Annotated in this window: 19 protein-coding genes; 10 read left to right on the top strand and 9 right to left on the bottom strand. The window is 59.8% G+C overall.

The window, feature by feature from the left end; all coding sequences use genetic code 11:
- Positions 1 to 82: 82 nt before the first annotated feature.
- Positions 83 to 1,522, bottom strand: a complete 1,440-nt coding sequence (cls, locus tag ACK59Z_RS01245) for a cardiolipin synthase (RefSeq protein WP_108192097.1) — start codon at positions 1,520 to 1,522, stop codon at positions 83 to 85.
- A gap of 132 nt (positions 1,523 to 1,654) precedes the next feature.
- Between cls and ACK59Z_RS01240 the strand changes: the two genes are divergently transcribed.
- Positions 1,655 to 2,182: a DUF3617 domain-containing protein gene (locus tag ACK59Z_RS01240; RefSeq protein WP_003253248.1), complete on the top strand. Its 528-nt coding sequence runs from the start codon at positions 1,655 to 1,657 to the stop codon at positions 2,180 to 2,182.
- 272 nt (positions 2,183 to 2,454) lie between these two features.
- On the opposite strand, the gene ACK59Z_RS01235 is transcribed toward ACK59Z_RS01240, so the two are convergent.
- A complete protein-coding gene (locus tag ACK59Z_RS01235) occupies positions 2,455 to 2,835 on the bottom strand; it encodes a hypothetical protein (protein WP_004575191.1) in 381 nt (126 codons plus the stop codon).
- Positions 2,836 to 2,949: 114 nt separating this feature from the next.
- On the opposite strand from ACK59Z_RS01235, the gene zigA reads away from it, so the two are divergent.
- The 3 genes from zigA to ACK59Z_RS01220 are packed head-to-tail and all read left to right on the top strand — an operon-like array spanning position 2,950 to position 5,793.
- Positions 2,950 to 4,158, top strand: coding sequence for a zinc metallochaperone GTPase ZigA (gene zigA, locus ACK59Z_RS01230; protein WP_108192130.1), 1,209 nt, complete (start codon positions 2,950 to 2,952; stop codon positions 4,156 to 4,158).
- Positions 4,155 to 4,781 (top strand): DUF1826 domain-containing protein, encoded by a 627-nt coding sequence (locus ACK59Z_RS01225; protein ID WP_108192096.1) that lies wholly within the window; start codon positions 4,155 to 4,157, stop codon positions 4,779 to 4,781. Before zigA ends, ACK59Z_RS01225 begins: the two co-directional genes overlap by 4 nt.
- 40 nt (positions 4,782 to 4,821) lie before the next feature.
- Complete coding sequence (locus tag ACK59Z_RS01220) at positions 4,822 to 5,793, top strand: GTP-binding protein (protein WP_108192095.1); 972 nt, start codon at positions 4,822 to 4,824, stop codon at positions 5,791 to 5,793.
- On the opposite strand, the gene ACK59Z_RS01215 is transcribed toward ACK59Z_RS01220, so the two are convergent.
- On the bottom strand, positions 5,794 to 6,186 hold the full coding sequence (locus tag ACK59Z_RS01215; RefSeq protein WP_003253259.1) for a DUF3301 domain-containing protein: 393 nt from the start codon (positions 6,184 to 6,186) through the stop codon (positions 5,794 to 5,796).
- Positions 6,187 to 6,306: 120 nt separating this feature from the next.
- Between ACK59Z_RS01215 and pdxY the strand changes: the two genes are divergently transcribed.
- Positions 6,307 to 7,179 (top strand): pyridoxal kinase PdxY, encoded by an 873-nt coding sequence (gene pdxY, locus ACK59Z_RS01210; RefSeq protein ID WP_004575195.1) that lies wholly within the window; start codon positions 6,307 to 6,309, stop codon positions 7,177 to 7,179.
- Here pdxY and ACK59Z_RS01205 read toward each other — a convergent pair.
- The gene (locus ACK59Z_RS01205; protein WP_003253263.1) at positions 7,176 to 7,661 is read right to left on the bottom strand and encodes an acyl-CoA thioesterase; all 486 of its coding nucleotides are present in this window, start codon (positions 7,659 to 7,661) and stop codon (positions 7,176 to 7,178) included. The genes pdxY and ACK59Z_RS01205 overlap by 4 nt on opposite strands.
- 339 nt (positions 7,662 to 8,000) lie before the next feature.
- Here ACK59Z_RS01205 and ACK59Z_RS01200 point away from each other — a divergent pair, with 339 nt between their 5' ends.
- A complete protein-coding gene (locus ACK59Z_RS01200) occupies positions 8,001 to 9,761 on the top strand; it encodes a cation:proton antiporter (protein WP_003253264.1) in 1,761 nt (586 codons plus the stop codon).
- 158 nt (positions 9,762 to 9,919) lie between these two features.
- On the opposite strand, the gene ACK59Z_RS01195 is transcribed toward ACK59Z_RS01200, so the two are convergent.
- The 4 genes from ACK59Z_RS01195 to zwf form a co-directional block, all read right to left on the bottom strand.
- A complete protein-coding gene (locus ACK59Z_RS01195) occupies positions 9,920 to 10,327 on the bottom strand; it encodes an SMI1/KNR4 family protein (RefSeq protein ID WP_003253266.1) in 408 nt (135 codons plus the stop codon).
- 113 nt (positions 10,328 to 10,440) lie between these two features.
- Positions 10,441 to 11,295 carry a Tim44 domain-containing protein gene (locus ACK59Z_RS01190; protein ID WP_003253268.1) on the bottom strand — a complete coding sequence of 285 codons (855 nt, stop codon included), beginning with the start codon at positions 11,293 to 11,295 and terminating at the stop codon, positions 10,441 to 10,443.
- A gap of 131 nt (positions 11,296 to 11,426) precedes the next feature.
- Positions 11,427 to 13,613 carry a DNA helicase II gene (gene uvrD / locus ACK59Z_RS01185; RefSeq protein WP_004575197.1) on the bottom strand — a complete coding sequence of 729 codons (2,187 nt, stop codon included), beginning with the start codon at positions 13,611 to 13,613 and terminating at the stop codon, positions 11,427 to 11,429.
- Between the two features lie 214 nt (positions 13,614 to 13,827).
- A complete protein-coding gene (gene zwf / locus ACK59Z_RS01180; RefSeq protein ID WP_003253271.1) occupies positions 13,828 to 15,270 on the bottom strand; it encodes a glucose-6-phosphate dehydrogenase in 1,443 nt (480 codons plus the stop codon).
- Positions 15,271 to 15,373: 103 nt separating this feature from the next.
- Between zwf and hexR the strand changes: the two genes are divergently transcribed.
- Both hexR and ACK59Z_RS01170 read left to right on the top strand, forming a co-directional pair.
- Positions 15,374 to 16,240: a transcriptional regulator HexR gene (hexR, locus tag ACK59Z_RS01175; protein WP_003253273.1), complete on the top strand. Its 867-nt coding sequence runs from the start codon at positions 15,374 to 15,376 to the stop codon at positions 16,238 to 16,240.
- A 211-nt stretch (positions 16,241 to 16,451) separates the two neighbouring features.
- Positions 16,452 to 16,670, top strand: a complete 219-nt coding sequence (locus ACK59Z_RS01170) for a PA3496 family putative envelope integrity protein (RefSeq protein ID WP_003253275.1) — start codon at positions 16,452 to 16,454, stop codon at positions 16,668 to 16,670.
- Here the strand turns inward: ACK59Z_RS01170 and ACK59Z_RS01165 are convergent.
- Positions 16,612 to 17,574, bottom strand: coding sequence for a LysR family transcriptional regulator (locus tag ACK59Z_RS01165; RefSeq protein WP_409292125.1), 963 nt, complete (start codon positions 17,572 to 17,574; stop codon positions 16,612 to 16,614). The two genes, ACK59Z_RS01170 and ACK59Z_RS01165, sit on opposite strands and share 59 nt — an antisense overlap.
- A 189-nt stretch (positions 17,575 to 17,763) precedes the next feature.
- Between ACK59Z_RS01165 and ACK59Z_RS01160 the strand changes: the two genes are divergently transcribed.
- Together ACK59Z_RS01160 and oadA are read left to right on the top strand one after the other, a co-directional pair.
- On the top strand, positions 17,764 to 19,179 hold the full coding sequence (locus tag ACK59Z_RS01160; RefSeq protein WP_003253279.1) for an acetyl-CoA carboxylase biotin carboxylase subunit: 1,416 nt from the start codon (positions 17,764 to 17,766) through the stop codon (positions 19,177 to 19,179).
- Positions 19,180 to 19,190: 11 nt separating this feature from the next.
- On the top strand, positions 19,191 to 20,999 hold the full coding sequence (gene oadA, locus ACK59Z_RS01155; protein ID WP_003253282.1) for a sodium-extruding oxaloacetate decarboxylase subunit alpha: 1,809 nt from the start codon (positions 19,191 to 19,193) through the stop codon (positions 20,997 to 20,999).
- Positions 21,000 to 21,124 lie beyond the last annotated feature (125 nt).

Raw genomic sequence — 21,124 nt, 5'->3', positions numbered from 1 at the left:
ATCGTAAGTGTCGCAGCCCTGATAGGGTTGTGCAGGAGCGGCCTTTAGCGCGAAAAGGCCGCTTTCAACGGGCGTGTTCACCCTAAAGAATCGGCGATATCAGCCTCGCAATCCGCATCCCCAATTGCTGTAGTCGATGGGTATCTTGGGTGTCTTCTGCAGTAATTTCCCGCGCTTGTTCGAAGTCTTCCTGGAGCATGTGCTCGACCTGGTCGGCGAAGCCGCGATCGACTGTCAGCAGGGTAATCTCGAAGTTCAGGCGGAACGATCGGTTGTCCAGGTTGGCACTCCCAATCGCACTGATGTCATCATCCACCAGCACCACTTTCTGATGCAGAAACCCGGGTTGGTAACGGAACATACGTACGCCCGCGCGCACCGCTTCGAAGGCAAACAGGCTGGAGGCGGCGTAGACGATGCGGTGGTCAGGCCGTGACGGGATCAGCACCCGCACATCGACTCCCCGTAGCACCGCCAGCCGCAAGGCGGCGAACACGGCCTCGTCAGGGATGAAGTACGGGCTGGTGATCCACACCCTGCGGGTGGCCGAATGAATCGCTTCAAGGAAGAACAGCGAGCAGGTTTCTTGTGGGTCTGCCGGGCCGCTGGCCAGGGCCTGACACAGCACGCCGTTATCCGGGTACGTATCGGGCAGGATCAGTGGCGGTAGCTGGCGCGTGGCCCAGTACCAGTCCTCGGCGAACGACTCTTGCAAGCAGGCCAGCACCGGTCCGCTGATCTGTACGTGGGTGTCACGCCAGGGGGAAAGCTGTGGATGTTCACCCAGGTACTCGTCTCCCACATTGTGGCCGCCGATGAAGCCGAGCAAGCCATCCACCACCACAATCTTGCGATGGTTGCGGAAGTTCACCTGGAAGCGATTGAACCAGCCGCGACGGGTGGCGAATGCATGGATCTGCACGCCGCCGTCACGCAGCATCTGGCTGTAGCTGGCCGGCAAGGCGTGGCTGCCGACACGGTCGTACAGCACGAACACCTGCACGCCTTCGGCGGCTTTGCGTAGCAAGAGTTGCTGCAGTGCCTTGCCGAGGGTGTCGTCATGAATGATGAAGAACTGCACCAGTACCACATCGCGTGCTTTTTCGATGGCTGCGAAGATGGCATCGAAGGTGGCCTTGCCATTGATCAGCAGTTTCACCTGGTTATTTGCCAGGCATGGCATGCGACCCAGCTTGGGCATGGCGCGCAAGGCTGTGTAGCTTTCCGACTCGCGGGCGGTAAGGGCTTCTTCAACCCAGGGCCGCCAGTTGAGGTTGGCCATGGCCACGTGCATTTCCTGGTTTGCCTGGCGCCGAGCCTTGATGTAGGCATAGAACGAGCGGGCGCCGAAGATCAGGTAGGGGATCAAGGTGAGGTAGGGGATGAAGAGCAAGGGCATCGCCCACGCAATGGCACCCTGAGCTGTCCGCACGGTGAACAGCGCATGCAGTGCGGCGACTATACCCAGCAGATGGATCAGGCCGAGTAGGTAACCAAAGAAGTAGGGGCTGTGGTAATCCATATGCATCCTGCTTGCCGAGTACACTTGAGGTAACAGAACACGTTCCCGGTCCGCCTGCAACCCGCAGGCGGATTTGGCGTCTAAGGCTCAGTCCGGCCCGTTTGACCGGTTTTTTTCCAGGAGCGTTCGTCCATGAAGATTCGTCTGCCACTGTTGGCGTTGGCCCTAGGCATGAGCAGTCCGCTGGTGCAAGCCCAGATGCTGCAACCGGGGTTGTGGGAGCTGACCACCAGCAACATGCAGGTCGATGGCAAGCCGCTGCCCGACATGGAATTCATGCTTGGCCAGTTGAAGAACCTGCCGCCAGAGCAGCGCGCAATGATGGAGGGGGTGTTGGCCAAACAAGGGGTAAGTGTAGGTGGCAAGGGAGTGCGTTCGTGCCTGACACCGGAACAGGTGGCAACGAATGACATTCCGCTGCAGGACCCGAAATCGGGCTGCACTCAGAAGATTACCGACCGTACCGGTAACGTGTGGAAATTCCAGTTCAGCTGCCCGAAGGCACAGGGTAGTGGCCAGGCTACATTTCTCAGTGATCGGGAATTCACCACCCAGGTCAGTGGCACGTTCAACGCTTCGGGTGTGCAGCAGCAAGGCAGCATGAACACGCGTGCGGTGTGGCTAGGCAATGACTGCGGTACGGTCAAACCGCGCAGCTGAAATCCCATTGCCACTGGCGGGTGGCAACCGCGTCGTGGGCATGCAGCCTCAGTTGCCGTTCGAGCAGCCGAGCATGGCCAGTTCCAGAAGTCGGTAGGGAAACGAATAGTTCCACGTGGAACATTTCATTTTCAATCCTAGCCTCGACGCGGTTACCGCATAGCCTTTCGGCCTGAGAAAGGCTGATCAAGGCAGGCGTTTTCAGCAAGCGCTCGAAGCTGATGTGCGAATAGGCGGCAGTAGAGGCAAAGCCTTCAAAACAAAAGAACGCATCAACGGCAGCCCTCGATCAAGCTGCAATGCAGCTTGAAGCGCTCCCCGCTGGAACTCGATACGCGGTTCAAGGTGGTCCAGCCTACTCGGCGGCTGTAACCCACCCAGGCCTCACCATTGCTGGCCAGGCCGGTAAAAAAAGTCAACGTGCCATAGCGGCTGTTGGTTTGTGCCCATAGTCGGCGGCTGCTGAAGTCATAGCCGCGGAGGTAGAACGTGCTGCCTTCGGTGCGCACGCTGTAGTAGTTGCCTTTGCCGTCCTGGCAAGCGAGCAGCGTCGCACTTCGCGTACAAAGGGCCAATGCACCATTTTGCGGCATGGCCAACAGCGAGGCAGGCATGGTGAGCACCAGCAACGCCATGACGCGTGGCAGATTCATTTTTCATCCTCTGTGAGCACTCGTCCGTCGAGAACCACTTGGCGAAAGTGTATTGTTATTTTATAACATTATGCAATGCATCGTTTCGAATGCGTCTGCCTGAAGGGGTTCGCCATGTCCAATCGTCTTCCCGTCACCGTGCTGTCCGGCTTTTTGGGCGCCGGCAAGAGCACGCTGCTCAACCATGTGCTGCGCAACCGCGACAACCTGCGGGTGGCGGTAATCGTCAACGATATGAGTGAAATCAACATCGATGCCAGTGAGGTGCAGCGCAATGTCAGCCTCAACCGCGCTGAAGAGAAACTGGTCGAGATGAGCAACGGCTGCATTTGCTGCACGTTGCGCGAAGACCTGCTTGAGGAGGTTGCGCGGCTGGCCGAAGAGGGGCGTTTCGATTATTTGCTGATCGAGTCCACCGGTATCTCTGAGCCACTGCCAGTGGCTGAGACCTTCACTTTCCGCGACGAGCAGGGTCGCAGTCTGTCCGATATGGCGCGACTGGACACCATGGTCACCGTGGTCGATGGCTTGAACTTCCTGCGCGACTATCAAGCAGCAGACAGCCTGGCCAGTCGTGGTGAAACGTTGGGCGAAGAAGACGAGCGGTCGATCAGTGATTTGCTGATCGAGCAGGTCGAGTTCGCAGATGTGCTGCTGCTGAGCAAGATCGACCTGATCAGCCAACATGAGCGCGAAGAACTCATCGCTATTTTGCGCAGCCTCAATGCCCGAGCGCAGATCGTACCCATGGTCATGGGCCAAGTGCCGTTGGCACGTATCCTCAACACCGGGCTGTTCGACTTCGATCAGGCGGCCCAAGCACCAGGCTGGTTGCAGGAGCTGCGCGGTGAACATGTACCAGAAACCGAAGAGTACGGTATCGCGGCCATGACCTGGCAGGCCCGACGCCCGCTTCATCCACAGCGCTTTTACGACTTTATCCACAAGGACTGGGAAAACGGAAGGCTGCTGCGTTCCAAAGGGTTTTTCTGGTTGGCCAGCAAATATCAGGAAGCTGGCAGCTGGTCGCAAGCGGGCGGCATGATGCGCCATGGTCTGGCTGGCCGCTGGTGGCGCTTCGTGCCACGCGAGCAGTGGCCACAGGATGTGGATAACACGAGCGAGATCTTGAAACACTGGACCGCTGAGACCGGTGACTGCCGCCAGGAGTTGGTGTTTATCGGGCAGAATATCGACTTCGAAAAATTATCCACAGCCCTCGATGCATGCCTGTTGACGGATCAAGAAATGGATTTGGGCCACATGGGTTGGTTGCGCCTACCTGACCCATTTGGCCCATGGCATGAGGAGGCGGCAGCATGAACCTGGCTCACCGACCTGTGGATATCTTTCAGGTGTTTGGCGAGACGCCCCAAGTGCTGGCCGAAGTGCTGCAGGATGGCGTGAACCTGGCCGTCTGGCGGCGGCGCTTGCCGGCACAACTGGAGGACTTTGCCGCACTGGTGATCAGCCTTGGTCAGCCTTTGGCTGATCAGCGGGTAATTGATGTGGACGAGGAACAGAAGCCGGTATTGCCAGATCTGCTGCGTGAAGCGGCGGATTTGCATGGATATGAAGCTTTCGTTGCTGATGTGACCTGGTTGGTGGCGGCTTATACCTGTCTGGTTGGCGCACGACGGGTCGGTTTGCGCTTGCGCGTTCTGGACGGTCCGATGTGCCCGCGCTTCCATGTGGATAACGTACCGTTGCGCCTGCTCACCACCTACGTCGGCCCAGGTAGCGAATGGTTGCAAGAGCGGGATAGCGGTCGTGGTGAGTTACACACAGCTGAACCATCTGTGGATAACATCCAGCACCTGCAAGCCGGTGAGGTGGCGATACTCAAAGGTGAAAAATGGCAGGGTAATGAAGGGGCAGGCCTGGTTCATCGGTCGCCTTCGGCACAGCGGGGGCGTTTGCTGCTCAGCCTTGACTGGCTGGCCTGACAGCGCATAGTGAGGCATCACCGCCGCCTGAAGCCACGCCATGTTGCAGAACATTCCCACCCATGTAATTGCTGGCCCGCTGGGTACTGGCAAGACCACTTTGATCCGTCACTTGCTGGCCCAGCGCCCCGCAAACGAGCGCTGGGCGGTATTGATCAACGAGTTCGGCCTGGTCGGCCTGGATGCAGCCTTACTCAGCCGTGACGAAGACGGCATCGCCATCGGCGAGGTCGCAGGCGGCTGCCTTTGCTGCGTCAACGGCATGCCGTTCCAGGTGGGCCTGGGCCGATTGCTACGCAAATCGCGGCCTGACCGGCTGTTTATCGAACCTTCCGGCCTGGGCCATCCGTTGCAGCTGCTGGCTCAGTTGCAGCAAGCGCCTTGGGTTGGAGTGCTGACAATTCAGCCACTCTTGATGGTTGTGGATGCCCAGGCCATGGCCCGAAACGAGCCGCTTCCAGAGGCTCAACAGCAGGCTTTCAACGCCTCTGAAGGCGTGGTTTTCAATAAGTCAGAGGCTGTGGATGAAATACATAAGTTGTTGATAAGTAATAAATTTAAAGAAAAGAAGATCATGTGGACCGTGCAGGGGCAGTTGCCTTTGTCCGGCCTCCCGACGGTATCTCCACAGATTGTTGACAGCCCATTCTTGAAAAACAGGATTGTCGACAATCCTGGAATCGCTCCAGCAGCACTGTGGGCTGACCCCAGTCAACCGATTTGCCTTGCCCAGCAGGGGGAGGGTGGTTGGAGTATTGGCTGGCGGTGGCACCCTGGCCAACAGTTTTATCCACAGCGGCTAAAGGCTTTCTTGTGTGCTTGGCCATGGCGACGGGCCAAGGGAGTTATCCACAGCATGGAGGGCTGGTGGTCATTCAATGGGCTGAATGGGGATATGCCCGCTTGGCAGCCCAGCGACTGGCGGAAGGACACGCGTATCGAGCTGATTTTCGATCAGCCGCAACCGCAACCCGCATTGCAAGCCGGGTTGGATGAATGTCGCGTCAGTTGATCAGTTGCGCCAGCGGTTATGCTCCTGGCGCCATTGCTGCATCTCTATGACGTTGTCGGCGCGCGGTGGGGTCTTGATTTCGAACGGGTAGGGCGCCAGCTCGATCTGCACACTGTGGGCGCCGAACTGGGTCGCGGTGCCGGGATGACGTTGCTCACCCGTGACGGTGAATTCGAAGGCATAGACGCGTGCCAGGCGCTTGCGGCCATTGGCATCCCGGACAAAGGCGATGCGCTTGAGCGCTACGGCATCGTCAAGCAACTCCAGGTCGAGTTTGGCGCAATGCTGTTTGACCCGTTCCAGGGCCTTTTCACGCAACCCATGGTTATGCCACAACCAGGCGCCTGCCGTGGCTACCAGCATCAGGACGAAGAGGTTCTCCAGGGTCAACATTTGCATATGCTCCAAACAGGTAGATCCAGCTTAACTGCGTTCCTGGCCTGTCGTACAGGTAGCAATCGAGTTCATACTGCGCTGCGCACAATCCTAGAAACAGCTTTGGAAACCTCCCGCATGAAACGTACCCCGCACCTGCTCGCCATTCAGTCCCACGTGGTGTTCGGCCACGCCGGCAACAGCGCCGCGGTATTCCCCATGCAGCGTATCGGGGTCAATGCCTGGCCACTCAATACCGTGCAGTTCTCCAATCACACACAGTATGGCCAGTGGGCGGGCGAAGTGCTTGCCCCAGCGCAAATTCCTGCGTTGGTGGAAGGCATTTCCAACATCGGCGAGCTGGGCCACTGCGATGCGGTGCTTTCCGGCTACCTGGGCAGTGCCGAACAAGGGCGAGCGATCCTGGCCGGTGTCGAGCGGATCAAGGCGGTAAACCCAAAAGCGTTATACCTGTGCGACCCGGTCATGGGGCACCCGGAAAAGGGCTGCATCGTGCCGCCCGAAGTCAGTGAGTTCCTGCTTGACGAGGCGGCAGCCACGGCGGACATCCTGTGCCCCAACCAGCTGGAGCTGGACAGCTTCTGTGGGCGCCGCGCCCAGTCGCTGGAGGACTGCGTGAACATGGCGCGCAGCCTGCTGCAGCGTGGACCACAGGTTGTACTGGTCAAGCACCTGGCGTACCCCGGGCGGGCCGAAGAGCATTTCGAAATGCTGCTGGTGACCGCCGAGCACAGCTGGCACTTGCGCCGCCCACTGCTGGCGTTTCCGCGTCAGCCGGTGGGGGTGGGTGACCTGACCTCAGGCCTGTTCCTGGCGCGTGTGCTGCTTGGCGACAGCTGGGTGCAGGCATTCGAATTCACGGCTGCGGCAGTGCATGAAGTGCTGCTGGAAACCCAGGCCTGCGCCAGCTACGAATTGCAGCTGGTACGGGCCCAGGACCGCATTGCGCACCCACGGGTGCGCTTCGAAGCGCAGTTACTGGCGCTTTAAATGGCGTCGGTTTTCAAGTCCTGATAGCGCTTTTCCAGTTCCTGGCGGATCTGCCGGCGCTGCTGGCCTTGCAGGAAGCGGCGCTTTTCTTCGCTGCTGTGCGGCTGGCGTGGCGGCACCGGCACCGGGCGGCGGTTGTCGTCGACCGCGACCATGGTGAAGAAGCAACTGTTGGAATGGCGCACCGAGCGCTCGCGAATGTTCTCGGTCACCACTTTGATGCCAACTTCCATCGAAGTGTTGCCGGTGTAGTTGACCGACGCCAGGAAGGTTACCAGTTCACCCACGTGCACGGGTTCACGGAAGATTACCTGGTCGACCGACAGGGTTACCACATAACTGCCGGCATAACGGCTGGCGCATGCATAAGCCACTTCGTCGAGGTACTTGAGCAGGGTGCCGCCATGTACGTTGCCAGAAAAGTTGGCCATGTCCGGGGTCATCAGGACGGTCATGCTCAGCTGGGCGTTTCCAGGTTCCATAGTGTGCTCACGGTGAGGTTGCGCTGAATCGGGCGAATGGAGGGCGTTATCTGCTGACACTGCTGTTCCCCTCTTTTGAATGTGCCTTGCTGATACGGGACGTTGGCTGGCGCATCATCGTCACGCTGATCATGCCATCAGCGGCGCTTTTCCAGCCGATCTGTTTCTGCATATTGCACTGGCTTTTTGCGGCGGGGTGCGATGTTAACCTGAGTAAGCCCATGCAACGTGGGTGTTCCCGGATTCAATACAGTATGTACTTGCTGCTCGCTCAGGTTTGCCTCGGCAGAGGAGCGGTCTGCCCAGGCCTTCACAAGACGAGAAAAGGAGTATCACGCCATGCATGCCATCAGCTTCATCCAGGACCTGGCAGTCATCATGCTGGTCGCTGGCGTGGTCACCATTCTTTTTCACCGTTTCAAGCAGCCGGTGGTGCTGGGCTACATTGTCGCCGGCTTCATCATTGGCCCGCACACTCCGCCGTTCGGCCTGATTCATGACGAAGACACCATCAAGACCCTCGCCGAACTGGGGGTGATCTTCCTGATGTTCTGCCTGGGGCTCGAGTTCAGCTTGCGCAAGCTGTTCAAGGTCGGTGCCACGGCGTTTATCGCAGCGTTCCTGGAAATCGTCCTGATGATCTGGATCGGTTTCGAGATTGGCCGCTGGTTTGGCTGGAGCACCATGGATTCACTGTTCCTGGGCGCCATCCTGGCCATTTCCTCCACCACCATCATCGTCAAGGCGCTCAACGACTTGAAGATGAAGAACGAGCGCTTTGCCCAGCTGATCTTCGGCGTGCTGATCGTCGAGGACATTCTGGGTATCGGTATCATTGCCCTGCTGTCGGGCATCGCGGTCAGCGGCACGGTCAGCTCGGGCGAAGTGTTCTCCACTGTCGGCAAGCTGTCGCTGTTCATGATCGTCGCCTTGGTCATCGGTATTTTGCTGGTACCGCGGTTACTGGCCTATGTCGCCAAGTTCGAAAGCAACGAAATGTTGCTGATCACTGTTCTGGGCCTGTGTTTCGGCTTCTGCCTGCTGGTTGTGAAGCTGGAGTACAGCATGGTGCTAGGCGCTTTCCTGATTGGCGCAATCATGGCCGAATCACGCCAGTTGCTGAAGATCGAACGCCTGATCGAGCCTGTACGCGACCTGTTCAGTGCCATCTTCTTCGTCGCCATCGGCCTGATGATCGACCCTCAGGTACTGATCGACTATGCCTGGCCTATCGTTGTCATCACTCTGGCGGTGGTGCTGGGCAAAATGCTGTCTTGCGGCATGGGGGCGTTCATTGCCGGCAATGACGGGCGTACGTCTTTGCGTGTGGGCATGGGGCTTTCGCAGATCGGCGAGTTCTCCTTCATCATTGCCGCGCTGGGCATGACCCTGCAGGTGACCAGCGACTTCCTTTACCCGGTGGCGGTGGCGGTATCGGCAATCACCACGTTGCTGACACCCTATCTGATCCGCGCGGCTGACCCGTTGTCGCAGAAACTGGGCAATGTGGTGCCCGCCCGCCTCGCACGCGTGTTGTCGTTGTATGGCGAGTGGTTACGCAACATCCAGCCGCAGGGCGAGAGTGCCATGCTGGCGGCGATGATCCGGCGTATCCTGTTGCAGGTCGGGGTGAACCTGGCGCTGGTGATCGCCATCTTCTTCAGTGGCGGCTACTTTGCAGGGCGTATCGGCAATTGGCTCAGTGAGTGGGTCAGCGATGTCAGCCAGCAGAAGGCCGTCATATGGGGGGCTGCTTTGTTGCTATCACTGCCATTCCTGATCGCTGCGTACCGCAAGCTAAAGGCACTCTCGATGCTGCTGGCAGAGATGGGCGTGAAGCCGGAAATGGCCGGGCGACATACCCAGCGCGTGCGCCGTGTGATCGCCGAAGTGATCCCGCTGTTGTCGTTGCTGGTGATTTTCCTGCTGCTGTCGGCATTGTCCGCCAGCATTCTGCCCACCAGCGAATTGCTGCTGGTGATTGCCGTGGTAGCTGCGGTGGTGGTGGCGTTGTTGTGGCGCTGGTTTATCCGCGTGCACACGCGCATGCAGATCGCGTTGCTGGAGACGCTGGAGAACAGTCGCGAGAACTCGCACTGAGGGGGTTACGCCTTGGGCAAGGTATCTCGCCCGCCCGAGGAGATGGGGCTATGGCGATGTCGCCAGGCGCAAAAAGCCTGGCGATTTTAACGACCTTGAGGCGCTGAGACGTCATTGTTACTGACTCAGATCGCGAGCTTCTCTATAGGTGCTAGCGATCAGCTCTCCAGCCAAACATCTCGCGCCCAGTGCCACACCGATTCCCAACTGTCTTCGCCGACAATTTCCTCTTCGGCATCCCACAGCACCACGGTGCCGTCCTCTTCGACGCAATAGTAATTGTCGCCGTCCTGGCACAGCGGAATCAAGTCACGCGGTACGCCGGCATCCCAGGCGTTGGAGGCCACATCTGGCAGGTAGGTGTGCGACTGCGGATCAGTGACGGTAACAGGCTCAAGGGAGCCGTAAACCACATCACTTACGGTCAGCAGAAACTCTTTGAACACGAATGGAATATTGATGAACAGCTGTTCTTCGATCTCTACCAGCTGGTCTTCATCGGGAAGCTCCAGGGGCACTGGTACTGGCTCATTCGCTTCACGGAGTTGTTCGATCACTTCTTCCACGGTTCACTTCCTCTGACCTAGATGACAACGCTGCGCCTTATACCCTAGTAGCCCACTTTGGCAAAAGCAAAAACCCCGGGCAAGCCCGGGGTTCTCTGTTTAGCACGCAGCGATTAGCCGTTTTGACGGATACCGGCTACCAGCCAAGGCTGGTTCTCGCCTTGGGCGCGAACCATGTGCCAGCTTTCGCTGAACACTTCGCCCTGGTCGAAGCGCGAATTCTTCGACACGCCACGGAAGGTCAGGGTCGCGTCGGTGCGGTCGGCGCGGTCATCGACACCGTCCAGTTGCACTTCCAGGTTATCGATGTAGGTGGACTGGAAGCCATCACCCAGTTCAGCACGCTCACGCTTGAGGAACTCAAGCATTTGCGGGGTAACGAACTCGCTGATCTTGTCCATTTCATTGGCATCCCAGTGCTGCTGCAGCGACTGGAAGTGGTTACGGGCTGCCGCCAGGAAGCTCTGCTCGTTGAACCAGGCCGGGGCGTTGATCACCGGTGCGGCTGCGGCAGCAGGTGCGGCCGAACCACCGAAAATCGAAGGCTGGGCAGGCTGCGCGTGAGCCTCACGCTGCATCGGCGCATGGCCTGGCATGGCCATTTGTGGCTGCTGCTGGCGGCGGCGCGCGGCGATGAAGCGGAACACGAGGAAGGCGATGAGCGCCACGATCAGGAAGTCCATGATCTGGAAGCCTTCGAAACCGTCGCCCATGAACATGGAAGCCAGCAGGCCACCGGCGGCGAGGCCGGCCAGTGGGCCCAACCAGCGCGAAGCACCGCTGGCGGCAGCCGGTGCACGGCCAGGTGCGGTCGGCGCGGCAGCAGGCGTGGTTGGCGTAGCCTGGCGGGTCTGGTGGATAGGCGCGGAGCCCGAGCTCTTGCCGCCGCCGAAACGCTTGGCGCTGGCGTCCAGGCTCAGCGTCAGGCCGACGCAGAGCGCCAGTGCGATGCTAAGAAAACGTTGCATAAGTGGGATATCCCCTGTTGTGGATTGCACGCGCGTCATGGTGCACAGGTTCCCGGGCACATGACCAGCGACATAGTGTTTCGAGCTTTTGCCTGATGTTACAAAGTTGGCAGGCCCAACCCTTGTGGGCTTTAGACAGCCTCGAGCTTGGCATACCCCAGCATCAGCCATTTGCTACCTTCGGCAAAATTCACCTGCACCCGCGCCTGAGCGCCAGAACCCTCGAAGTTGAGGATTACGCCTTCGCCGAATACCGCATGCTGCACACGCTGGCCAAGGTTGAACGCGGTCTGCGGAATGCTGGCATTGGCGAACAGGTTGCTGTTGGTGGCCGTCTTGGCCCCGCCGAACGGGCGGCTGACACTGTTGGACAGGCGTACTTCCTGAACCAGGCCGGCCGGAATTTCACGCACGAAACGCGACACCTTGTTATACGTCTCGCTGCCATAAAGGCGGCGTGTTTCGGCGTAGGTCATGACCAGCTGGCGCATGGCGCGGGTGATGCCTACATAGGCCAGGCGTCGTTCCTCTTCCAGGCGGCCGGGTTCTTCCAGGCTCATCTTGTGCGGGAACAAGCCTTCTTCCATGCCCACCAGGAACACATAGGGGAACTCCAGGCCTTTGGCGCTGTGCAGGGTCATCAGCTGGATGCTGTCTTCATGCTCGTCAGCCTGAGTATCGCCAGCTTCGAGTGAGGCGTGGCCAAGGAAGGCCGAGAGCGGAGACAGGTCGGCGTCTTCGTCGGTGGACTCGAAGTTGCGTGCCGCACTGACCAGTTCCTCAAGGTTTTCTACCCGTGCCTGGCCCTTTTCACCCTTTTCTTCCTGGTGATAGGTGATCAGGCCGGACTGTTCGATGGTGGTCTGGGTCATGGTATGCAGCGGCATGTCCACAACCTTGGCAGCCAGCCCCTCGATCAGCTCGATAAAGGCCCCCAGGGCACTGGCGGCGCGGCCCTTCAGGGCCTTGGCGGCGAGCAGCTGGCACATGGCCTCCCACATGGACAGCTGGCTGTGACGGGCGTGCTCGCGGATGGCTTCGACGGTTTTTTCGCCAATACCGCGCGGCGGCACGTTGATCACTCGCTCCAGAGCGGCATCGTTGCCACGCCCTTCGATCAGGCGCAGGTAAGCCATGGCATTCTTGATTTCGGCGCGCTCGAAGAAGCGCTGGCCGCCATAGATGCGGTAGGGGATGCGCTCGCGCAGCAGGGCCTCTTCCAGCACGCGCGACTGGGCGTTGGAACGGTACAGGATGGCGATCTCGTTGCGCGCATTGCCCTGCTTGACCAGGCTCTCGATGGTTTCCACGACATAGCGCGCTTCGTCGTGCTCGTTGTAGGCCGCGTACAGGGTCAGTGGTTCGCCTTCGCCCATGTCGGTCCACAGTTCCTTGCCCAGGCGCCCGCTGTTGTTGGCGATCAGCGCGTTGGCCGCCTTGAGGATGCCGCCGGTGGAGCGGTAGTTCTGCTCCAGGCGGATCATTTCGGCGTCGGGGAAGTCGGCGGTGTACTGGTGAATGTTTTCGATCTTGGCGCCGCGCCAGCCGTAGATCGACTGGTCGTCATCGCCTACCGCCATCAGGCTGTCGCCACCGCGTGCCAGCAGGCGCAACCAGGCGTACTGCACGGCGTTGGTATCCTGGAACTCGTCCACCAGCACGTGGCGGAAGCGTCGTTGATAGTGCTCCAGCAGGCCCGGATGGTCACGCCACAGGTCCAGGGCGCGAAGCAGCAGCTCGGAGAAATCGATGACACCGGCGCGCTCGCACGCCTGCTCGTAGGCCGTATAGACCTCGCGCATGGTCGCCAGGAACAGGTCGCCCCCCGCCTGGATATGCTGCGGGCGCAGGCCTTCGTCTTTCTGCCCATTGATGAACCACTGGGCCTGGCGTGCCGGCCACTTCTGCTCGTCCAGGCCCAACTCGCGCATGACCCGCTTGATCAGGCGCTGCTGGTCGTCGCTGTCGAGGATCTGGAAGTTCTGCACCAGCCGCGCTTCCTGCCAGTGGGCCCGCAACAGGCGATGGGCCAGGCCGTGGAAGGTGCCGACCCACATGCCTGCCGGGTTGATGCCCAACAGTTGCTCGATCCGCTGGCGCATTTCTGCTGCGGCCTTGTTGGTGAACGTCACCGACAGGATCGAGTGCGGTGATGCCTGCTCGACCTGGATCAGCCAGGCGATGCGGTGTACCAGCACGCGGGTTTTACCGGAACCGGCGCCGGCAAGCACCAGTTGACGCCCGAGCGTGGCCGCTACGGCCTGGCGTTGGGCATCGTTGAGGGAATTCAGCAGGAGAGAGAGGTCGTCTGTGCGCATCGGGCCATTCTAGGGCGATGCCGGGTAAGGGGCAAATATCTACTGTATGAATATTCACCTGGCGGCATCCCGCTCATCGGTCCGGGGCCAGGTCACGGCCTGCGCAAGCTGGCTGAGGCATCGTTAGTCGAAGGCCTTCCCGTTATGGATTTCGCACCTTCGAATTTCATCTGCTGCTGTTTCAGATTAAAGGTCGTGCCATCGCGCAGGTCATTCAGCCATGCCAGTGCCTGCCATGCCTGGCGAGCAGGCTGTTGGCTTGCTCGGGCCCGAAACTGCCAGCCGGGTAGGGGCGGGGCGCCTGGAAGTGCTCTTCACAGCCCTTGATGATTGGATCTACCCAGGCCCAGGCTGCTTCCACTTCATCGCGGCGCATGAACAGCGTCGAATCACCTTCGAGCACATCCAGCAGCAGACGCTCGTAGGCTTCCCAGCGGCGAGTCTGGCTGAACACCTGGGCCAGATTAAGGTCCAGGTCCACGGGTTCCAGGCGCATGCCTTTGCCTGGGCTCTTGGTCATCATGCGAAGGCTGATGCGTTCGTCCGGTTGCAGCTGTATCAGTAACTGGTTGACCTGGCCGCCGCTGAACAGTTCGTGAGGCACTGGCTTGAACTGGATGACGATCTGCGAAGCGCGCCGCGCCATGCGTTTGCCGGTGCGCAGATAGAAAGGCACGCCCGCCCAGCGCCAGTTGTCGATGTGCGCCTCGATGGCAACGAAAGTTTCGGTATCGCTGTCGTTGTCGACGTCCTTTTCAAAGTAGTAGGCCGGCACTTCCTGGCCGCCGATACGCCCGGCACCATACTGGCCACGTACCGTCTTGTCCTGCACATCCTGGCCGGTGATTGGCTTGAGGGCGCGCAGGATTTTCACCTTTTCGTCGCGTACCGCTTCTGCCTCGAATTGCGCGGGTGGCTCCATGGCCACCAGGCAAAGCAGTTGCAGCAGGTGGTTCTGCAGCATGTCGCGAATAGCCCCGGCGCGATCGTAGTAGGCACCGCGGTTTTCTACGCCCAGTGTCTCGCAAACGCTGATCTGTACATGGTCGACCTGGTTGTTGCGCCACACCGGCTCCAGCAGGGCATTGGCAAAACGCAGGGCCATCAGGTTCTGCACGGTTTCCTTGCCCAGGTAGTGGTCGATGCGGAACACCTGTCTTTCTTCGAACACAGTGCCAATGGCTTCATTGATGGCAGTGGCGGATTCCAGGGAATGGCCGATCGGTTTTTCCAGCACGATGCGCGCTTCGGTGTCGGCCAGCCCGGCAATGCGCAGGTGGTTGGCAATTGGCACGAACAGGTTGGGGGCGGTGGCCAGGTAGAAGATGCGCGTCAGCCCGCCGGGTTCACCCAGGTAGCGTGCCAGGCGGCCAAAATCGGCGCTCTGTGAAGCATCCATCGGGAAGTAGTCGACCCGCGCGGAAAACCGCTGCCACACCTCTTCGTCGAAGTCGCTGCGGGCAATCTGCGCCCGACAATGGCGTTCGGCGAGCTTGAGATAGTCGATGCGTGGCAGGTTGCGTCTGGCCAGTGCGATGACCCGCACGGCAGGGTTCAGACGGGCCTCGCGAAACAGGTGGTAGAGCGCCGGAAGTAATTTGTGCAGGGCCAGATCACCGGTGCCGCCGAAGACCAGAATGTCGCAAGGAATAGTCAAACCACCACTCTCCACGTTCGTTTAACTGGGCGGGTTGGCGTCCATGTAGTATAACTACAAGAAAGCTACAACCCGGCACGCCGATCATAACCGAGTCCAGCCTGTGAATCTGTTGCAACATATCGCCCAATCGCGCCACCTGCTGCGCAAATCGGAACTGAAAGTGGCCGACCACGTGCTGCTCGACCCGGCTGCCGTCATGCACAGCTCCATGGCCGATTTGGCGCACAGCGTGGGTATCAGTGAGCCGACCATCGTGCGTTTCTGCCGGGCCATAGGCTGCTCGGGCTTCCAGGACCTGAAGCTGAAGCTGGCGCAAAGCCTGGCTGCCGGGGCCAGCTTCGGCCAGTTCGCTATCCACGAAGACGATTCGGTCGCCGACTACAGTCTGAAGATCTTCGACACCACCCTGCACACCCTGATGGAAGTGCGCGAGCACCTTGATCCGCAGGCACTGCAACAAGCCGTGAGCGCCATGGCCCAGGCGCAGCGGGTAGAGTTTTATGGCTTTGGCGCGTCCGGTGCCGTTGCGGCCGATGCCCAGCACAAGTTCTTCCGCCTGCTGCTCAGCGCGGCAGCGTATTCCGACCCCCACATGCAAGCGATGTCGGCGGTTACCCTGAAACCGGGTGATGTGGCGGTGTGTATTTCCCAATCGGGCCGTTCCAAGGACCTGCTGATCACTGCCAACCTGGTCCGTGAGAGCGGCGCCAACCTGATTACCCTGTGCCCCAGCCAGACGCCGCTGGCCGAGCTATCGACGGTCAACCTGGCGATCGACGTGCATGAAGACACCGAGATCTACACCCCACTGACTTCGCGTATTGCCCACCTGGTGGTGATCGACGTGCTGGCCATGGGCGTTGCCATGGCGCGCGGGCCTAGCCTGGTCAACCACCTGAAGAGCGTGAAACGCAGCTTGCGCAGCTTGCGTCTGTCGCCCAAGTCGATCAAGGCTACCGACGACTGAATTCAACCTGCACTGGCCTCTTCGCGGGCTTGCCCGCTCCCACAGGTACTGTGCTCCTCTATAAATCGGTGCAATTCCTGTGGGAGCGGGTAAGCCTGCGAAGAGGCCGGTACAGGCAGTGAAAATTCACGATTCTGTCACCATTCCACCGCCAAACGGTAAACCATCAAGGCCAGTCTGAAACTCCCGCATACTATCTGGGAGACAGGCAATGGCTCGTGACTTCGACGGTACGTACCAACCCAACGCCAAGGCTCGCAAGCAGCAGGAAAAAGATCAGCGTCGCATGGAATACCGCCGCGCGATCGAGAGCTATTGCGACCAACGTCAACTGCTCCGCGACCTAGCGGACTACCCCGAGCTGCAAGCACTCACGGTATGGCAGTCGTCGGCGGCAGTTTCCCCGAAAAACGTTCAACAAGCGCGCTGATCAATGCACGTTCACCGCGGATGAATGCAAGAAACGCCAAGGCCACCGGCGACTGCCGCTTGGCCTTGGCCTGCACCACGCACCAGCTACGGTACAGCGGTAGCTCCTCAACCGGTAATTCCTTCAGCATCCCGGTAGCCAGCTCCAGGTTGACTGCGTGACGGGTCAACAGGGCGATCCCCAGCCCGGCGATCACGCATTCGCGCTGGGCGTCGGCCGAGGCTACTTCAAGCGTTTGGGCGAAATGCACACGCTTATCCTTGAAGTACTCTTCGCAAGCCTTGCGTGTTCCCGAACCTTGCTCGCGGACCAGCAGCGTATGAGGCTCCAGGTCCTGCATGCGCAACTGGTCCAGCTTGCACAGCGGGTGCTGTGGCGGCGCAACCGCAACGATCGGGTTGTTGAGGAACGGCAGAAACGCCAGGCCCATGTCTTGCGGCACCATCGACATGATGATCAGGTCGTCGCGGTTATCGGAAAGGCGGCGGATGGCTTGGGCACGGTTGACTACCGTCAGGGTCAGGTTGACTTCCGGGTGACGCTGCTTGAAGGCGGCGAACAGGTGTGGCACGAAGTACTTGGCACTGGACTCGATCGCCAGTTTCAACTGACCCTGCAGTGAGCCCTGCATATCCGACAGCTGCATGTCCAGGCTCTCCAGGCGCCCGAAGATATCGTGGCTGGCGCGCTGCAGGGCCTCGGCCGCCTCGGTCAGGTAGAGCTTCTTGCCCACGTACTCGAACAATGGCTGGCCGATCAGCTCTTCAAGCTGACGGATCTGTAGACTAACGGCGGGTTGCGTCAGCGCCATCTCCTCCGCAGCACGGCTGTACGACCGCAAATCGCACACCTCATTGAAGATCTGGAGTTGACGCAATGTCATACGCATCAAGGACTTACGCATTTTAATCAGCTCTTCGGCAACACCTTGTTACCCAACTATAAGCTTTTGCTAATACAGCCTCTAACAAATATTGATTTTTGTTTATCGACCTACAGCGCTAGGGTGAATACGCGACTGGCCAGCATCGTCTGGTCACGCGCCGACCGGTAGAACCGGCTCGACTGTTCCTACGGCTTTGGGAAGACTCCAGTGATAAAAAAAATCCTGATCGCCAACCGAGGTGAAATCGCAGTTCGGATCGTGCGTGCTTGCGCCGAGATGGGCATTCGCTCGGTAGCGATCTTTTCCGACGCCGACCGGCATGCCTTGCACGTCAAGCGCGCTGACGAAGCACACAGCATCGGTGCCGAGCCGCTGGCCGGTTACCTGAACCCGCGCAAGCTGGTGAACCTGGCTGTGGAAACCGGCTGTGATGCCCTGCACCCGGGCTATGGTTTCCTTTCGGAAAACGCTGAACTGGCAGAAATTTGCGCCGAGCGCGGGATCAAGTTCATTGGCCCGGCCGCCGACGTGATTCGCCGTATGGGCGACAAGACCGAAGCGCGCCGCACCATGATCGCCGCCGGTGTGCCGGTAACCCCGGGCACCGAAGGCAACGTTGCCGATATTCATGAAGCCCTGAGCGAAGGTGATCGCATCGGTTATCCGGTGATGCTCAAGGCTACCTCCGGTGGTGGCGGCCGTGGTATTCGCCGTTGCAATAGCCGCGAAGAACTGGAACAGAACTTCCCGCGGGTCATTTCCGAGGCGACCAAGGCATTCGGTTCGGCCGAAGTGTTCCTGGAGAAATGCATCGTCAACCCGAAGCACATCGAGGCGCAAATTCTCGGTGACAGCTTCGGTAACGTAGTGCACCTGTTCGAGCGCGACTGCTCTATCCAGCGTCGTAACCAGAAGCTCATTGAAATTGCCCCGAGCCCACAGCTCACTCCTGAGCAGCGCGCCTACATCGGCGACCTGGCGGTGCGTGCGGCCAAAGCGGTGAATTACGAGAACGCCGGTACCGTGGAGTTCCTGCTCGCCGATGGCGAAGTGTACTTCATGGAAATGAACACCCGGGTGCAGGTGGAACACACCATTACCGAGGAAATCACCGGTATCGACATCGTTCGTGAGCAGATCCGCATCGCCTCGGGGCTGCCACTGTCGGTCAAGCAGGAAGACATTCAGCACCGCGGCTACGCCTTGCAGTTCCGTATCAATGCTGAAGATCCGAAAAACAACTTCCTGCCCAGCTTCGGCAAGATCACCCGTTACTACGCCCCCGGCGGCCCGGGCGTGCGCACCGACACGGCGATCTACACCGGCTATACCATTCCACCGTTCTACGACTCCATGTGCCTGAAACTGGTGGTGTGGGCGTTGACCTGGGAAGAAGCCATGGACCGCGGCCTGCGGGCCCTGGACGACATGCGCGTGCAAGGGGTGAAGACCACCGCCGCGTACTACCAGGAAATCCTGCGCAATCCGGAATTCCGTAGCGGCCAGTTCAATACCAGCTTTGTCGAAAGCCACCCTGAATTGACCAACTACTCGATCAAGCGCAAACCCGAAGAGCTGGCCTTGGCCATCGCCGCCGCCATCGCCGCCCACGCAGGCCTGTGAGGAACCCTATAATGTCCAAGAAAATTCACGTAACCGACACGATCCTGCGCGACGCTCACCAGTCCCTGCTGGCTACCCGCATGCGTACCGAAGACATGCTGCCGATCTGCGACAAGCTCGACAAGGTTGGCTACTGGTCGCTGGAAGTCTGGGGTGGTGCCACCTTCGACGCCTGCGTGCGCTTCCTCAAGGAAGACCCGTGGGAGCGCCTGCGCAAGCTGCGCGCAGCGCTGCCAAACACCCGCTTGCAAATGCTGCTGCGCGGCCAGAACCTGTTGGGCTACCGCCACTACAGCGACGACGTGGTCAAGGCCTTCGTCGCCAAGGCGGCGGTCAACGGCATCGATGTGTTCCGCATTTTCGACGCCATGAACGACGTGCGTAACCTGCGCGTGGCCATCGAAGCGGTCAAGGCCGCCGGTAAGCACGCCCAGGGCACTATCGCTTACACCACCAGCCCGGTACACACCATCGAAGCCTTCGTGAACCAGGCCAAGCAGATGGAAGCCATGGGTTGCGACTCGGTGGCGATCAAGGACATGGCTGGCCTGTTGACCCCGTTCGCCACTGGCGAGCTGGTCAAGGCGCTGAAGGCTGAACAGTCGCTGCCGGTGTTCATCCACTCTCACGATACCGCCGGCCTGGCTGCCATGTGCCAGCTCAAAGCTGTGGAAAATGGCGCGGACCACATCGATACCGCCATCTCCAGCTTCGCCTGGGGCACCAGCCATCCGGGTACCGAGTCGATGGTTGCTGCGCTCAAGGGCAGCGAGTTCGACACCGGCCTGGACCTGGAGCTTCTGCAGGAGATCGGCTTGTACTTCTACGCCGTGCGCAAGAAGTACCACCAGTTCGAAAGCGAGTTCACCGCGGTGGACACCCGGGTGCAGGTGAACCAAGTACCGGGCGGCATGATTTCCAACCTGGCCAACCAGCTCAAGGAGCAGGGCGCCCTCAACCGCATGAACGAAGTGCTGGCCGAAATCCCGCGTGTGCGTGAAGACCTCGGCTTCCCGCCGCTGGTCACCCCGACCTCGCAGATCGTCGGCACCCAGGCCTTCTTCAACGTGCTGGCGGGTGAGCGCTACAAGACCATCACCAATGAGGTGAAGCTGTACCTGCAAGGTGGCTATGGCAAGGCCCCGGGTGTGGTCAACGAGCAACTGCGTCGCCAGGCTATCGGCAGCGAAGAAGTGATCGATGTGCGCCCGGCTGACCTGCTGAAGCCGGAAATGGCCAAGTTGCGTAGCGACATCGGTGCCCTGGCCCGTTGCGAAGAAGACGTGCTGACCTTTGCCATGTTCCCGGACATTGGCCGCAAGTTCCTCGAAGAACGCGAAGCTGGCACCTTGACGCCTGAAGTTCTGCTGCCGATTCCGGAAGCCGGTGCCGTGGCTGCGCCAGGCGGTGAAGGCGTGCCGACCGAGTTCGTCATCGACGTACACGGCGAAACCTACCGCGTCGACATCACCGGTGTGGGCGTGAAGGCCGAAGGCAAGCGTCACTTCTATCTGTCGATCGACGGCATGCCGGAGGAAGTGGTCTTCGAGCCACTCAACGAGTTCGTCAGCGGTGGCGGCAGCAAGCGCAAGCAGGCTACTGACCCTGGCCACGTAAGCACCACCATGCCGGGGAACATCGTTGATGTGCTGGTCAAGGAAGGTGACATGGTCAAGGCCGGCCAGGCGGTCCTGATCACCGAAGCCATGAAGATGGAAACCGAAGTGCAGGCGGCCATCGCCGGTAAGGTCGTGGCCATCCATGTGGCCAAGGGTGATCGCGTGACGCCAGGTGAGATCCTGATCGAGATCGAGGGCTGATTTAAGCCTTCATCTACAAGTGGTTAACCTCTGGGGAGCGGATGCTCCCCTTTTTTTGTGCCGGAATCACTAGCCTCTGCGCGGGTAGACCCGCACCTCACAACGCGCATCCCTGTAGGGGCGGT

This window comes from Pseudomonas sp. KCJK9058, from assembly GCF_046230975.1.
Taxonomy (GTDB): Bacteria; Pseudomonadota; Gammaproteobacteria; order Pseudomonadales; family Pseudomonadaceae; genus Aquipseudomonas; species Aquipseudomonas alloputida.
Note: the sequence above shows the minus strand (reverse complement) of the source record. Positions and strands in the feature narration are given on the sequence as shown.

Coding starts and splice junctions, on each gene's coding strand:
- cls (WP_108192097.1), bottom strand. CDS start 1,522: ATGGATTACCACAGCCCCTACTTCTTTGGTTACCTACTCGGCCTGATC.
- ACK59Z_RS01240 (WP_003253248.1), top strand. CDS start 1,655: ATGAAGATTCGTCTGCCACTGTTGGCGTTGGCCCTAGGCATGAGCAGT.
- ACK59Z_RS01235 (WP_004575191.1), bottom strand. CDS start 2,835: ATGAATCTGCCACGCGTCATGGCGTTGCTGGTGCTCACCATGCCTGCC.
- zigA (WP_108192130.1), top strand. CDS start 2,950: ATGTCCAATCGTCTTCCCGTCACCGTGCTGTCCGGCTTTTTGGGCGCC.
- ACK59Z_RS01225 (WP_108192096.1), top strand. CDS start 4,155: ATGAACCTGGCTCACCGACCTGTGGATATCTTTCAGGTGTTTGGCGAG.
- ACK59Z_RS01220 (WP_108192095.1), top strand. CDS start 4,822: ATGTTGCAGAACATTCCCACCCATGTAATTGCTGGCCCGCTGGGTACT.
- ACK59Z_RS01215 (WP_003253259.1), bottom strand. CDS start 6,186: ATGTTGACCCTGGAGAACCTCTTCGTCCTGATGCTGGTAGCCACGGCA.
- pdxY (WP_004575195.1), top strand. CDS start 6,307: ATGAAACGTACCCCGCACCTGCTCGCCATTCAGTCCCACGTGGTGTTC.
- ACK59Z_RS01205 (WP_003253263.1), bottom strand. CDS start 7,661: ATGGAACCTGGAAACGCCCAGCTGAGCATGACCGTCCTGATGACCCCG.
- ACK59Z_RS01200 (WP_003253264.1), top strand. CDS start 8,001: ATGCATGCCATCAGCTTCATCCAGGACCTGGCAGTCATCATGCTGGTC.
- ACK59Z_RS01190 (WP_003253268.1), bottom strand. CDS start 11,295: ATGCAACGTTTTCTTAGCATCGCACTGGCGCTCTGCGTCGGCCTGACG.
- uvrD (WP_004575197.1), bottom strand. CDS start 13,613: ATGCGCACAGACGACCTCTCTCTCCTGCTGAATTCCCTCAACGATGCC.
- ACK59Z_RS01170 (WP_003253275.1), top strand. CDS start 16,452: ATGGCTCGTGACTTCGACGGTACGTACCAACCCAACGCCAAGGCTCGC.
- ACK59Z_RS01165 (WP_409292125.1), bottom strand. CDS start 17,574: ATGCGTAAGTCCTTGATGCGTATGACATTGCGTCAACTCCAGATCTTC.
- oadA (WP_003253282.1), top strand. CDS start 19,191: ATGTCCAAGAAAATTCACGTAACCGACACGATCCTGCGCGACGCTCAC.